The sequence below is a fragment of the Rhodococcus sp. HM1 genome (genome assembly GCF_023218075.1).
In the GTDB taxonomy this organism is placed as follows: domain Bacteria; phylum Actinomycetota; class Actinomycetes; order Mycobacteriales; family Mycobacteriaceae; genus Rhodococcus.
Genome location: NZ_JALPTB010000075.1, coordinates 14,256 through 28,178, shown reverse-complemented (window position 1 = coordinate 28,178; position 13,923 = coordinate 14,256). Strand labels below are relative to the sequence as shown.

Sequence of the window (13,923 nt, the reverse complement as noted above, 5' to 3'; positions counted from 1 at the left end):
TCCACGGCATGCTCGACTATCGGACTCCGGCCGAGGTCGAGACCGCCCACTACGCACAACCGCCAGCCGCTTCTGCGGCCTGAGAACTGAACACACGCTCAGCCTCAACAAAACTCGGGACTTGACACTTCTATGGCAGGAACAACGCGTGCACGCATTGCGCGCAGGCAGCGGACACGACTTGTCCGCTCGTGCAGAGGGTAACAACTTGTGCGCTCACGCACGTACCGCCCGCGCGGTGGATCCATTGCCGCTGGCTCTGTCTACACAGCGCGGGGGAGCAGGTAAGGGGGTTCCCGCCGCTGTAGGTGCCAGATACTGGACCAATTGGGCGGCACGTGTGTTCTCCCTCGGCTGACAATCGCCGCGACTTCGCTGCGGTTCTTTGCGTCCAGCTTGCGAAGGATGTTCCGGATATGAAACCGGACAGTATTGACGGAGATGAAGAGGTCGGCGGCGATCTCGTAGTTCGACTGCCCGGTGCTGAGAGCTGCGGCAACCTCCTGCTCGCGAGGGGTGAGACGATGTACCTGCTCGTCCTGGTGACTCGGCATCGACGCTTCCGCTGCTAACACCGTTGCCTGTTCGAGGAGGTCGCGGCACCGAAGAACTTGGAACTCATCCACCGGCTCCGTCTCCAATAGGCACTGGGTCTCTGCCAAGAGTCGCCGGATCGATTGGCTATACTCGTGTAATCGATTGCAGCTCATAGGTTTTGATTGTATATGTCTGTTGGATGGGATTGTGGTCGAGCTTGCTTCCATCCTTGCTCCAGTATCCCTTGGCCGACCGGCGGGCTCGGACTGACCCGTATTGAGGGAAATGCCAACAACCGGCCGGGGTCGGTAGTGCTGCGACACCTCCGTAGTTCCTCGAATATGGCACCAAGTGCAGAAAATGTCCAGCGTCTATTCCCACGGGGTCGGGGGGGCCATTCGGGGCGCGATCCGACCTCTCGCAAAGACTCGGCGCCGGCGTGCTTCTTGTCGCCGAGAGTTCTGCTGCGAGTTGATCCCGCACAGCTCGCCGATGCTTGTCGGACGCCGGAGACTTCTGCGTTGCCGCATGGCGGCGCAGGCGCTGCGGGTAAGCCTTGGCCAGCCGGGGTGCCACATGTGCTGTGGTTTCGCCGCGGTGCTGTCGGCCGTGGATCTTGCGTTCGGTGAGGAGGGTCCGGTCCAATCGACGCGGGAGAGCTTGTAGGCCACCAGTCGCAGCGGAGTGGTAATCGCTTCTGCTATGGGGCATGTCCCTCCGCGAGTGGTGCCGTCATGGTTGAGCGCGCGGACGCGTTCGATCAGTTGGACGGCTGCTCGGTGGAGGGCTAGGGGTCGGGGTGTGGTCGATGTCGAGTTTGTTCCGCCTGCGGTGACGGCAGCTCGGGATCGTCCATCGGCACAACATCGCGCACGAGGGACCGATCCCCGAAGACGAACATGATGACCTCGCTGGCCGAGGCCATCGCTGCCGATCCAACTCCGCAAAACCTTGCGGCGGTGGCGGCGTCGGAATCGCGGTTTCGACGGCGTCGAGAATGGCGGCGTGTTCGGTGCAATGGCGTCACGGGTGAGGGTGCTGAACGCGCGTTCCTTGGTATTGCTCCAGACCACCGCGCTCCCCTGCGACCGCGCTCGCCTACTCATTCACAGAGGGAACACGCCCGAACACCGTAGAGGCGCGGAGGGAGGGAGCGATCGTGGTGTGAGTGGGCGACGCGACAGGCTCGGCGCCCCTGAAATACCTGTATATCGGCCTGATCGCGATATGGCGGAGGCTGCTGTTGACATTCCCTGTCGTGCAGATCACAATTCAGGAAACAAACGCTCGTACGTTTGTAAGTAGATCCGTCGCATCGGCGGTAAACATGAGAGAGATGGGAAACGCAATGAGCCGCTTGGAGGGCAAGGTCGCCCTGATCACCGGGGCCGCTCGCGGCCAGGGTCGCTCGCATGCACTGGGACTGGCAAAAGAGGGCGCCGACATCATCGCAATCGACATCGCGGGCCAGATCGGCAGCGTGCCGTACCCGATGGCGATGCTCGACGACCTGAAGGAGACGGCCCGACTGGTCGAAGAGCTGGGGCGCCGAGTGGTGATCGCCCAGGCAGACGTGCGTGATCTCGCGCAGATGCAGGCTGCGGTGGCCGACGGTCTCGCCGAGCTCGGGCGCATCGACATCGTGGTCGCCAACGCGGGCGTCATCTCGGCAAACAAGGTCCTGGACCTGACCGAGGAGCAGTGGAACGACATGATCGACACCAACCTCACCGGTGTGTGGCACACCGTCAAAGCTGCGGTGCCGAGCATCGTCGAGCGTGGAGAAGGTGGATCGGTCATCTTCACCGGCTCGACCTCGAGTCTGGGTGGCTACCCGAACGTGGGCCACTACGTCGCTGCGAAACACGGACTGGTCGGCCTGATGCACACGCTCGCCAATGAACTCGGACCGCAGCACATCCGTGTCAACGCCGTCCATCCGACGAACGTCAACACCAAGCTGCTCCAGAACGACACCTTCTACGGACTCTTCCGGCCGGATCTCGAGAAGCCGACTCTCGAAGACGCCAAGGGTGCATTCGCCACGATGCATTCTCTTCCTGACCTGCCGTACGTCGAGCCGGTCGACGTCACGAACGCGGTGATCTTCCTGGCATCGGACGAGTCGCGGTATGTCACGGGGATCAATCTGCCGATCGACGGTGGCGCAAGCCAAAAGGTCGGCGGCTGACTCGAGCATCACCCCGAGTGATGCTCTGTGGTGCACGGCTGGGTCCGATCACGGCCCTGACACCACTTGTATTGAGCTGCCCGCGGTTGTCCATCACCGGAGGGCGACCGCGGGCGGTTGGCAGGTCAGGCGGTTCACGCGCCGGTGGAGTCGTCTGACTCGCGGTCGGTATTCGATGAAAAATTGTTCGTCTGCCGGTGGCATGGCCCCCACCGCGTGGTTTCGCACAAGTGCCTCTGACGAAATTTTCGTCGTCTGATCCCGGCTGCGAACGTTTTTCGTTGCCGGGCAGGCAGCTCAACCTGAAGGAGAAAATGATGTCCGAGACTCCTAGTCGCCACCAGCTATTGATCGATGGCAAGTGGGTGGACCCGATCGAGGGTGGCACGGTCGACACCTTCAACCCGTCCACCGGTGAGAAGCTTGCCGAACTGGCCGCCGGAAGCCCGAAGGACGTCGATCTCGCCGTCCAGGCCGCGCGCCGAGCCTTCGACGACGGCCCCTGGCGCCGTCTGCCGTCCGAGGCGCGTGCTCGCATCCTCCATCGTTTCGCGGATCTGATCGAGGCGAATGCAGACGAGATTGCGCTGATCGACACTCAGGACTGTGGCAAGCCGTTCGCCTTCATTCGCGACATCGACCTGCCGAACATGTCCGATCTGCTTCGCTACATGGCCGGGTGGGCGACCAAGCTCGAAGGGCGCACCATTCCGCTGTCGCGTCAAAACCCGAGTGACTACCTCTCGTACACTCGACGCCAACCCGTTGGTGTTGTCGCACAGATTATTCCGTGGAACGGTGCAGCTCTTGCGACGGTCTGGAAACTTGCTCCTGCCCTCGCTGCGGGCTGCACCGTCGTGCTCAAGCCCGCCGAACTCGCCTCGCTGGCGCCACTGCGTATCGCTGAACTCGCGGTCGAAGCCGGCGTGCCGGACGGCGTGATAAACGTGATCACCGGAACCGGTGCCGACGCCGGCGCTCCACTGGCCGGACACCCGCAGGTCGACAAGGTTGCATTCACCGGATCGGTCGAGACCGGTAAGCGAATCGTCGTCGCCGCGGCAGCCAATCTGAGCAAAATGACGCTCGAGTTGGGAGGCAAGTCCCCGAACGTCGTGTACGACGACGCCGACCTCGACGTCGCGATCGACGGCGTCCTCGGCGCTGTTCTCTACGCGCAGGGCGAGGCTTGCACGGCCGGCTCTCGACTGTACGTACAGCGTGGAATCCTCGACGAGGTTCAGGCCCGCATCGCGGCGCGCGTGCCGGAGATCGCGATCGGTCCCAGTGCCGAGCGTGGCGTCCTGGTCGGGCCGTTGATCTCGGCTCAGCATCGGGAGAAGGTTAAGGGCTTCGTCGACGGTGCAATCGGTGAAGGTGCAGAGGTCATTGCCGGTGGTGCCACGACCCGCGAGCCGGGTTACTACCTCGAGCCGACCGTCCTCGGCGGCGTTAACGACGATATGACCGTAGCGCGCGAGGAGATCTTCGGCCCCGTGGTGTCGCTGATGCCGTTCGACGACGAGGCGGAGGTGCTGCGCCGGGCGAACGACACGACCTTCGGACTCGCCGCCGGCGTGTGGACCAGGGACGTCGGACGCGCACACCGCTTCGCCGAAACGGTCAATGCCGGCGCGGTGTGGGTGAATTGCTACAACGTCTTCGATGCCGCATTGCCGTTCGGTGGATTCAAGCAGTCCGGGTGGGGTAAGGAGATGGGCGGCGAGGCGCTCGACGGCTACCTGCAGAGCAAGGCGGTAACAATTTCTCTTGCCTGACGGGATCGTCCGTCGCCAGTTGTAACGATGCCCGGCCGGAATCATCTGGCCGGGCATCGTCTTGGCTGACGGAAACCTCAGACGCCGGCACGTCTCATTCACCCTGCCGATGTGACGGTTGACACTCACAGGCAAGGAAACTAACGTACGTTTGCCCAGCGTGGGGTGTCACCGCTCGATTCCGGAACATCACCCTTACCTCGCTCCGCCTCGCCACGAAGTCACTTCGGGCGGAGCGGATCCCGACTCCTCAGCGGCTCGTCCCGCGCCCTCTTCGACAAGGATCCCGACATGACTGTGACCACAGTCCCCGATTCCCGCGCTATTTACACACGGACCCCCACCTATAGCTGGTGGGTTCTGCTCGTCAGCCTGTTGTGCTTCATGACCTGCTTTATCGGACTCAACACTGTCGCGGTGTTCGGTACCGTCATCCAGGACGACTGGGGAATCAGCGCGACCCAGCTGTCGTTGCTGACAACGGCGTCCATGGTGACATTCTGTGTTGTTCCGGTGTTCGCCGGCAGGTGGGCGTCCCGAATCGGTGTGAAGAAGATCGTCGTCATCGGACTACTTTTCAACGTCGTTGCCGGAGCATTGATCCCGGTCATCGGGCAGTCATATGCAGGTCTGTTCGTACTGCGGGTGTTGCTCGGCTGTTGCGGCGGAGTCATGAATGCTTCCCTCGCCACCCATGCCTCGCTGTGGTTCCCGAAGAACCGCCGCGGGTTCGCCACCGGCCTCTTGATGGGATTCCTCGGCGTCGGGTTCTCCATCACGTCCTTCGCAGGTCCGCTGCTGCTCGACACTGGAATGTCCTGGGAGACGGCGTCCGCGTGGCTGACCGTTGTGCCGAGCATTCTCTGTGGTGCGTTGTTCGTGCTGACTGTCAAGGACTTCCACAAGATGCGTCCGGGCGTGGCGTCGATGGATGCGCTCGTCGCCGATCCGCGGGGGACGCAGCGTCCTCACTCGACGCGTTTCGATGCGCTGGCCAAGCCGGCTTCGCTCGCAGAGGCACTGCGCAGCTCGCGTGTGTGGTGGGCTTCGCTGTACGGAGCGGGTACGGCAGTGACGCTGTACGGCCTCGCCTACGCCCTGCCGTTGTTTCTCGAGCAGGATCGTGGCCTGTCACTCCTCGAGGCATCCGCGATGATCGGATTGACCTTCATGTTCAAACTGGTCGCCGCCCCGATCGGCGGCCTGATGTCGGACCGGCTGTTCCGCGGTGAGCGCTTCCAGACGAACATGATCGGCGCGGGTCTGGCCGGTGCCATGGTGATCATCCTGCCCGGTGTGCCGTCGGGGACGCTCACGGTATACCTCTGCGTGATGTTTCTCGCGGCGTCACTGTACGGCGGGACGTACTGGGCGTGGGCGGCGGAGCTGTCCCAGCCACAGGCCAACTACCAAACCAGTGGACTCATTGTCACCGTAAGCAACGTCGGCGCTGTCCTGGCCGCTCCGGTTCTCGGCTTGATCATCGATGCGACGGGCAGCGCCACTTGGGCAATCGTCACCATCGGCGTTGTCGGCGTCCTCAGTATCGAGTGTGCGCGCCGATCTCGGCTCTGATCGTCTCCTTCTACATCTCCTCCCATCACCGGGTGGGGAGTTGCGCTGTCATCACGACGCCGGCTTCCCGCCCGGTGGCGTTGTGTTGTTCGACTCCAGTGTTTCTCGGGCTCGGTACCGGATCGGGATGCGGCGCAATGACCGTGTGAATCCGGGTGCCGCGATTTCTGTAGACAGACGGGTGGGCCCCGCGTCGTGGCGGGGCCCACCTTAGAGAGTCACAGCGCCGGTCAGTCCCGGAAGGGCTGCTTGACCCACCCCTGGTCCCAGTTCGAGACCTGGTGGGTCTTGCCGAGCAGCTCCTGGAAGTACCAGGCGCCGTCACGTTTGACGAACTGGTCGGTGTAGTTGATGGTCAGGATGACCGGGTCCTTCTTGGAGCTGTCCTCGCTGCTCTCGATGGTGCACAGGCACAACAGGTAGAAGTAGCCGGTCGCGCTCTGACCGTCTGCGGCAAGTTCGATTCGCGGAGCGATCATGTAGTGCAACGCCCAGGTGATCTTCTCGGACAGTGCACGAAAGTGTGCCTTGATCTCTTCGTGCCCGGTCATCGAGCCGCCCTCGCCGTCGACGACCCAGCGGCCGTCCTCGGCGAAGAGGCTCGCGATTCCCTCGGGGTCGTAGCCGTTGTCACAGTAGCCGGCGTACCGGTACTTGAGCTGCTCGATCGCGCGGATGTCCTCGAGTCGGCTGAGCCGCTGCGCGAGTTCTGCGACAGTCACGTCTTCAGTGGTGGTCATGGTGTTGTGTGTCCTTCGGTCGTGTCCATTCACACCGGCGGCCCGGGATCCAGACCCGCCGACGTGAAAAGGGAGAAGTGCAGTGCAGTCAGGCGATCTGGGGGAGAACCTTCGAGACCGTCTCGAGGTTGCGCATTCCCTCGCCGGGATCGTCGGCGGGGTCCACCCACAGCACCGTCCGCTCGATGCCCAATTCGCGATAGCCGTCGAGGATCCCCGGATCCGGTGGAGCGGAGGCGACGGCGATCCCGACCGACTCGGGGTCGCGGCCGCTTTCCTCGACTACGCGGCGGAACTGGGCAACGCTGCGTGACAGCGTCGGATCGTCTGCGGGTGGCACCACGTACCAGGTATCCGCCCATTCGGCCGCGTGCCTCATCGTGGTGGGTCCGGCGCCACCGAGGTAGATGCGTGGCCCCTTCTTCTGCACAGGTTTCGGCCATGCCCACGACGGGGCGAGTGACGCGCGGACACCGTCGAAGCTGGCCTCGTCCTGCGTCCACAGTGCCTGCATCACCTTGAGTTTGTCCCGCACGGTGGAGTAACGCTGCTTCCACACCACCCCGTGCGCCTCGGCCTCCTCGACATTCCATCCCATTCCCACACCGCAGATGACGCGGCCGCCGGAGAGATGATCGAGGGTCGCGATCTGCTTGGCCTTGGCGATCGGATCGTGCTGTGCGAGCAGGCACACCCCGGTCCCGAGCATGATGGTCTGTGTGTGGGCAGCGATCATGGTCATCGTGACGATCTGATCGTAGGTCCGCAGGTAGAACTCGGGCAGGTCCGGACCGCCGTAGGCGACGGGGTAGTCGGTCCTGCGGGATGCCGGAAAGTGCGTGTGCTCGGGTACGAAGAGCGACTCGAAGCCGTAGGACTCGGCGGCCTGCCCGAACTCGACAGGGCTCGGTCCTCGGTCGGTGAAAAAGTAGACTACGCCCACATCCATGATCGGATACCTCGGTTCACTGACTGCTTGGGGTTCTGGTTGGCTTCAGTCGCCGATGACGACGTAATCGTCGAGAACGACGACGAAGTGCTTGCCGATGAAGTTCTCCACGTCGGCGAGGGCGGCCTGGCCGGCCTCGGAAGCCCACCCGGCGTCCATGGCCTCGGCGCTCTCGTAGTCCAGGACGGCGAGACCGTCGATGCCGAATCCGTTGTCGGGTTCGCTCGCGCCGTCCTGCGGGACGACATGGCGCTGCACGTAGCGGATGACACCGGGAACCTGAGCGGCCAACGGTGCGTGCTTCTCACGCCAGTACTCGTCGAACTCTGCGAAAGACATGCCGGGCTTGCGACCGATCAGGGCGATGGTGCGGACAGGTCCACCGTTGTGTGCCATGGGTTCTCTCCTTCGAGGTGAGGGGCTTTGCGGATGTGTTGAGGTCAGCCGGGGTACTTCGCGAGCATGCCTGCGTCGACCGGCAGTGCGGTCCCGGTGACGTACCGGGACTCGTCCGACGCCAGCCACAGCACGGCCTCGGAGATGTCGGTGCTGTCGACCCACGGCACAGGCAGTAGGTTGATCCGTCCGAGCACCTCGACGCCGTCGTCGAGGTTCGGGTGCTCGAGATCGGGGCGGAAGATCCTGGCGGCTGTCGGATTGTCGATCATGTCGGTACGCACATTGGTCGGGTGCACGGTGTTCGCTCGGATGTTGTGGGAGGCCACCTCGTTCGCAATGGAGCCGACCAAACCGACCAGAGCATGCTTGGCCGCGGTGTAATGCGCGACGTGCGGCACGCCCCGGATGCCCGCGATCGAACTGATTGCGATGATCGAACCACCGCGGCCACCGCTGATGATGTGCGGTAGCGCCGCCTTGAACGTCTGCCAGACACCCGTGAGATTGATGTCGATCAGAGTGTCCCACTCCGCGCGGGTGAGTTCCCACGACGGTTTGGCGGCACCCAGCACGCCGGCATTGGCAACGACGATATCGAGACGTCCCAGAGCGTTTGCGGCGTCGGCGACTGCCGGGATCATCGCCTCGTCGCGCACGTCGGCCTCGATGAGGACCGCCTTACGGCCGCGCTCTTCGACCAACCGTGCGGTCTCCTTGAGATCCGCGGAAGTGGGCATTGCGTAGTCCACGTGCTCAATCGGACAAACCGAGTCGAGAAGGATGAGATCCGCACCCTCGCCTGCCAGGGTCAGGGCATGAGACCGGCCCTGGCCGCGAGCGGCGCCGGTCACGAATGCAACCTTGCCGTTGAGTCTCTGGCCGTTGTTCGTCATGAAGGATCCTTTCTGGGAATCATCCGGTGAATGAGCTGGCGCAGGTCCAGTTGCTGCACACCGACTGCGATCGCGATGACGGCAGCCTGGACGAGGAACTGGGTGGAGGACGGGGCACCGAGCGACAGGACGAGCTGGGTCAGCTGGCTCAGGAACAGCGCGCCGACGGCAGAGCCGATGATGTTGCCGCGTCCACCGGTGAGTGCGGTACCGCCGACAACGACCGCCGCGATAGCCGGCAGCAAGTAGCTGGTGCCCGCGTTGGTGCTGGGCGTGCTGACGTACCCGGCGAGAAGGACACCGGCGCCGCTGTAACACAGGGCTGCGGCGACGTAACCGCTGATCTTGATCCGGCCGGTGTGGACGCTGGCAGCGCACGCGGTCCGTTCGTTCGAACCGACCGCCATCACCCGGCGACCCCACGTCGTGTAGCCGGTGGCGAACACGGTGACGGCGACGAGCAGAATCGCTAGCCACACGGTGTTCGACACCCCGAGGGTCTTCTCCAGTGCGAAGTCGGAGACACTCTTTGGAGCCCGGGTGGGCGTGCCACCGGAGTAGGCGAGAGCCGCGCCCATCAGAACGGCGTTGACAGCGAGCGTGGCGACCAGCGGAGTCACCGAGAACGCGGACACGACGATCCCATTGACCAGACCGACGATGATGGCGATACCGGCGACGATTGCCAGTGCACCGACAATACTGCCGTGATCCTGCGCGTACTGGCTGCTGACCAGAGCAGCAAGCGTCATCATGCCGGGCAGCGACAGGTCGATGCCCTTGAGCATCACCACGATGGTCTGACCGATCGCCGCGATTGCAAGGATGCCCGCGAACGGCAGCAGGGAGTCGATCGCGCTGCCGGAGACACTGCCGGGTGCGATCATCCAGCTGAACAAGAACAGCGCGACGGTGATGACGACGACCGAACTGGTCGCGGTCCAAGAGAAGGACCAGCGGCGTCGGGTCGCGGATTCGACCCCGGAGGGGGTGGAGGTGGGCGTTGTCGTCACGGTCAACTCCGCTCGGTGAGTGTGCGGGTGCGCGAGTACAGGGCGGCTGCGGCGATGGTCAGTCCACCGAGGAGCCATTGCTGCCAGTACAGCGGCAGATCGAGGAACTGGACGACGGTGTTGATCTGGATGACCAGCACAGCACCGAAGCAGGCCCCGATGAACGAACCTCGTCCGCCGAAGATGGAGGCGCCCCCGAGGACCGCGGCACCGATGCTGGCGAGGGTGTAGCTGTCACCGATGCTGGCGTTGCCGGTTCCGGCCTGCGCCATGAGCAGGAGCGCGGCAGGAACGACCAGGATCGAGCAGCCGACGTAGGCGGCGAGAGCGATCCGCTTGGTGCGCACACCGACTCGATCTGCAGTGTCGTGTGCGGACCCGGTGGCGCGCAGGCGGATCCCGAAGATCGTCCGGTACATCGCCACCTCAAGAACGATCGCGACGACCACGGCCAGGATCACCATGACCGGGATGAATCCGAGCTTGTTGCTGACGTAGGAGAGGAAGATCGGGTCGATGGTGCCGTCGGGCAATGGACGCAGGAGGTATGCGACGCCCTGGATGGCGGTGTATGTGACCAAGGTGGCGATGAGGGGGTTGATTTTCACCACGACCGCCAGTGTCCAGTTCACCGCACCGACGACTGCGGCGACGACGATCAGCACGATCAGGCCGAGCACCATTCCGACGGGCGACCGGTAAGCCGACAGCACGAACGATCCCACCACCACGAGTAGGCCTGCCAAAGGGCCGACGGACAGGTCGATGCCGCCGATCATCATGACGACCTGTTGCGCCATCGCGAAGAACATCAGCGTCGCGAGCAGTGGAAGTATCAGACCGAAATTGCGTGTGGTCAGGTAGAAGTCGCTCTGGTTGATCGCGACGAGTGCCAGCAGGATCGTCGCTATTGCGAGGATCGCTGCGGGGGCAAGATCGTTGCGGGCGATTCGTCGGCCGAGGGTGATCTTGCGCAGGGTGGCCTCGACGCGGCTGCGAGTGCTCGTTGCACTCAGGACCGCCTGGGCGATGCCGTGCTCGGAGAGATCCTCGCCGGAGAGTTCCTTGGCGATGGTTCCTCTTGAGAACACGATGACACGGTCGCAGAGCTGTTCGAGTTCGGCGGCGGAGGAGGATAGGACGATGATCGCCGCCCCGCGGGCGGCAGCCTCGCGCAGGATCGCGTAGATCTCTTCTCGGGCACCGATGTCGACGCCTTGAGTGGGCTCGTCCGCGAGAATCACCTCGGATTCGGTCATCAGCACCCGGCTGAGGACCACCTTCTGCTGGTTGCCGCCCGACAGAGTGGCGATGTCGACCTCGGACGAGGGGGCCTTGACCCGCATCGAGGCAAATGTCTCGGACGTGACCTTGCGTTCGCGATGTCCACGGATGACGCCGAGTCGCGAGATCCGACCCAGTGCTGACAGGGATGCGTTCTCCCGCAAGCTCAATCCGGGCAGAATGCCTTCGTTGTGCCGGTCATGGGTCAGATAAGCGATTCCTCCGTCGAGAGCGTCGGTCGGACTCGCCGTCTTCACCACCCTTCCATTGAGGGTGACCGTTCCCCGGTTCGAGACCAGTCCCCCCAGGGCTCGCAGGACCGCGCGCTGGCCTTGACCCTCGACGCCGGCGAACCCGATGATCTCTCCGGTGCGCACCGAGAAGTCGACGTCCGAGAAGTGATCCCCGGCGAAGTCGGTGACCTCCAGCAGGGTGGCCCCGAGCGGGACCAGGCGCGTGGTTTCGCGGGTGAAGGTTCGGGTGAGTTCGCGTCCGACAACCAGGTTGACGACGTCCTGCTCGGTGACGCTGTCACCGGCGAAGGTCCCGACCAGGGCGCCGTCGCGCAGGACCGAGACGGTGTGCGCGATCTGCTTGACCTCGTTGAGGCGGTGCGAGATGTAGACGACGGCGCCACCTGCGTCGATGAGCTCGGAGATCAATCGGAACAGCTCGGTGACGGCAGCGGGTAGGAGGTGTTCGGTGGGTTCGTCGAGGACGATCACCTTGGGCTCTTCCGCCAAGGCTTTGGCAATTTCGACGACGAACCGCGCATCGGGTTGCAGCTCTCGAACCGGTGTGGTCGGGTCGATGGATGCGACGTTGCTCCATCGGGCGAGTACCTGGTTCGCCCAGCTGATCTGGTCCTTGACCGCCGGACGCAGGTGTTCGGGCATGCTCAGCCGCATGTTCTCTGCCACCGTCAGGTCGGGGAGCAGGGCCGGTTCCTGATAGACGATGGCCAGGCCCTGCTCACGGCACCACTGCGGTGTCGGATGAGTGGCGCGAGCGCCGCCGATCTCCACCGTGCCGGAGTCCGCGGTGACCGATCCTGCTGCGATACCGACCAAGGTCGACTTGCCGGCACCGTTCTGTCCGACCAGCGCATGCACTTCGCCTCGTCGGACTTTGAGGGATACTGCCTTGATGGCGTGCACGCCTGGATACTTCTTGTCGACGGAATCGAGTCGAAGCACGATGTTCTGGTCCCGATGGGGATCGGCGGGACCTGCCTGAATTTGTGTGTCAGTCTCGGACATCACGTCGTCTGGAGGTGTGATGGTCACAGGGACTCCTCATGGTCATGTTCGCCGTGTGTTACTGGAAGACGGCCTGCAGCTGATCGGGGGAGAGGGCCGAAGACAGATCGGCGTCCGGAGGCAGGTCCTCACGACAAGTCGGGAGCTTGCCGTTACGGGTGTCGATGAAGGTGGGCAGTTCGAACTGTTCCGGTTCGTTGTCGGGTAGTCCGTTGACCGCCGCGAGCGCTTTGCGGGCGGCGATACGGACGACGGTGGTGGTGCCGTCGAGTGTCAACAGGTGAAAATCCGGGTTGCTCTCGTGGTACTGAAGCCACATGCAACCGAGTTCGTTGTCTGTCGCCGACGTTGCCAGTGGCGGGATCGGACGGCCGGCATTGACGAAGGCGCGAACGCCGCCTTTGGACGCGACTCCGTAATCCGAGACCAATGCGTCGATCTCGGGGTACTTGGTCAGGGCTCCGGCCATCGCGCGCTGCTCGTATGCAGCATCCCAGTTCGATGGCTGAGGCTCATTGGTCAGGGGCGAGAACGGGTTTCCTAGTTCGCTGGCCGTCTCCATCAGCCCGTCCCACAGGGCGACGGTCGACGGACTGCCGCCGGGCAGGCCACCGCTGAACAGGATCTTGCCGCCCGGCTCGAGTTGGTCGTTCAGCCACTTGGCCATGGTGTCGCCTTCGGTGTCGAAGTCGTACTGGACGTAGCCGTCGTAGTCGACGCCGACGGAGCCGCCCGGATCGGCGATGTAAGGAACGACGACTACGCCTGCGTCGTGAGCGTTCTTCAATGCGTTGAGGGCCTGGCTGCCGAAGTCGTCGTATGTGACGATCGCGTCGAATCCCTTTGCGGTATAAGAGTTGATGGCCGTGATGTACTTTTGCAGGTCGCTGTCGGCCTGCGTGTACTCGACGCTGACGTTCGGGCATGCGGACAGCTCGTCGACCAGTTCGGCTTGAGTGATCTTTCGCCACGAGTTGGCACCGAATCCCGCAACGTGAGCCACTTTGATCGGACGGTCCCCACATAGCTGGTCGATCGGCAGGGGGTCTTCGCCGTTACTGGTCGATCCCGTGGCTCCTCTTCCCGATTCGGCCGGAGCGCTGGCCGTACACGCCGCAACAGTGAGGGCTGCGCCAAGAGCGACGGTGGCGAGCACCGCGCGGCGGCAGGTCGAAGCGTTCATTGCAGTTCCTTACTGGGTTGATCACAGAAGAAGTGGGGGCGAACACATACGAACGTTTGCTCGTATGTGGCGTAGGGCACACTCTCCGCTAATCGGTGATGTACGTCAAGACCCTGGGTGAT

At 63.5% G+C, this 13,923-nt stretch carries 11 protein-coding genes; 3 read left to right on the top strand and 8 right to left on the bottom strand.

The genetic code is table 11. From position 1 onward, the window contains the following. Nucleotides 1-263: 263 nt before the first annotated feature. Nucleotides 264-626, bottom strand: a complete 363-nt coding sequence (locus M1M07_RS27345; RefSeq protein WP_248676195.1) for a LuxR C-terminal-related transcriptional regulator — start codon at nt 624-626, stop codon at nt 264-266. 1,259 nt (nt 627-1,885) lie between these two features. Here M1M07_RS27345 and M1M07_RS27340 point away from each other — a divergent pair. The 3 genes from M1M07_RS27340 to M1M07_RS27330 all read left to right on the top strand — a co-directional run bounded on the left by M1M07_RS27340 (nt 1,886) and on the right by M1M07_RS27330 (nt 6,081). Then, the gene (locus M1M07_RS27340; protein ID WP_248676197.1) at nt 1,886-2,728 is read left to right on the top strand and encodes a mycofactocin-coupled SDR family oxidoreductase; all 843 of its coding nucleotides are present in this window, start codon (nt 1,886-1,888) and stop codon (nt 2,726-2,728) included. A gap of 317 nt (nt 2,729-3,045) precedes the next feature. Beyond that, nucleotides 3,046-4,506, top strand: coding sequence for an aldehyde dehydrogenase family protein (locus tag M1M07_RS27335; RefSeq protein ID WP_308200866.1), 1,461 nt, complete (start codon nt 3,046-3,048; stop codon nt 4,504-4,506). A 291-nt stretch (nt 4,507-4,797) separates the two neighbouring features. Next, a complete protein-coding gene (locus M1M07_RS27330) occupies nt 4,798-6,081 on the top strand; it encodes a nitrate/nitrite transporter (protein WP_248676193.1) in 1,284 nt (427 codons plus the stop codon). Between the two features lie 230 nt (nt 6,082-6,311). Here M1M07_RS27330 and M1M07_RS27325 read toward each other — a convergent pair whose 3' ends face one another. The 7 genes from M1M07_RS27325 to M1M07_RS27295 form a co-directional block, all read right to left on the bottom strand. Next, nucleotides 6,312-6,821, bottom strand: coding sequence for a nuclear transport factor 2 family protein (locus M1M07_RS27325; RefSeq protein ID WP_248676192.1), 510 nt, complete (start codon nt 6,819-6,821; stop codon nt 6,312-6,314). An 88-nt stretch (nt 6,822-6,909) separates the two neighbouring features. Continuing rightward, nucleotides 6,910-7,770, bottom strand: coding sequence for an LLM class F420-dependent oxidoreductase (locus M1M07_RS27320; RefSeq protein ID WP_248676191.1), 861 nt, complete (start codon nt 7,768-7,770; stop codon nt 6,910-6,912). Between the two features lie 45 nt (nt 7,771-7,815). Then, entirely contained in the window at nt 7,816-8,166 is a 351-nt protein-coding gene (locus M1M07_RS27315) for an EthD family reductase (protein ID WP_248676190.1), read from the bottom strand. 44 nt (nt 8,167-8,210) lie between these two features. Beyond that, nucleotides 8,211-9,062 carry a mycofactocin-coupled SDR family oxidoreductase gene (locus M1M07_RS27310; RefSeq protein WP_248676189.1) on the bottom strand — a complete coding sequence of 284 codons (852 nt, stop codon included), beginning with the start codon at nt 9,060-9,062 and terminating at the stop codon, nt 8,211-8,213. Then, nucleotides 9,059-10,075 (bottom strand): ABC transporter permease, encoded by a 1,017-nt coding sequence (locus tag M1M07_RS27305; protein WP_248676188.1) that lies wholly within the window; start codon nt 10,073-10,075, stop codon nt 9,059-9,061. Before M1M07_RS27305 ends, M1M07_RS27310 begins: the two co-directional genes overlap by 4 nt. Nucleotides 10,076-10,077: 2 nt before the next feature. Further along, nucleotides 10,078-12,618, bottom strand: coding sequence for an ATP-binding cassette domain-containing protein (locus M1M07_RS27300; RefSeq protein WP_248676196.1), 2,541 nt, complete (start codon nt 12,616-12,618; stop codon nt 10,078-10,080). Between the two features lie 58 nt (nt 12,619-12,676). Next, entirely contained in the window at nt 12,677-13,801 is a 1,125-nt protein-coding gene (locus tag M1M07_RS27295; protein ID WP_248676187.1) for a substrate-binding domain-containing protein, read from the bottom strand. Between the last annotated feature and the right edge of the window lie 122 nt (nt 13,802-13,923).

Coding starts and splice junctions, on each gene's coding strand:
- M1M07_RS27340 (WP_248676197.1), top strand. CDS start 1,886: ATGAGCCGCTTGGAGGGCAAGGTCGCCCTGATCACCGGGGCCGCTCGC.
- M1M07_RS27335 (WP_308200866.1), top strand. CDS start 3,046: ATGTCCGAGACTCCTAGTCGCCACCAGCTATTGATCGATGGCAAGTGG.
- M1M07_RS27330 (WP_248676193.1), top strand. CDS start 4,798: ATGACTGTGACCACAGTCCCCGATTCCCGCGCTATTTACACACGGACC.
- M1M07_RS27325 (WP_248676192.1), bottom strand. CDS start 6,821: ATGACCACCACTGAAGACGTGACTGTCGCAGAACTCGCGCAGCGGCTC.
- M1M07_RS27320 (WP_248676191.1), bottom strand. CDS start 7,770: ATGGATGTGGGCGTAGTCTACTTTTTCACCGACCGAGGACCGAGCCCT.
- M1M07_RS27315 (WP_248676190.1), bottom strand. CDS start 8,166: ATGGCACACAACGGTGGACCTGTCCGCACCATCGCCCTGATCGGTCGC.
- M1M07_RS27310 (WP_248676189.1), bottom strand. CDS start 9,062: ATGACGAACAACGGCCAGAGACTCAACGGCAAGGTTGCATTCGTGACC.
- M1M07_RS27300 (WP_248676196.1), bottom strand. CDS start 12,618: ATGTCCGAGACTGACACACAAATTCAGGCAGGTCCCGCCGATCCCCAT.
- M1M07_RS27295 (WP_248676187.1), bottom strand. CDS start 13,801: ATGAACGCTTCGACCTGCCGCCGCGCGGTGCTCGCCACCGTCGCTCTT.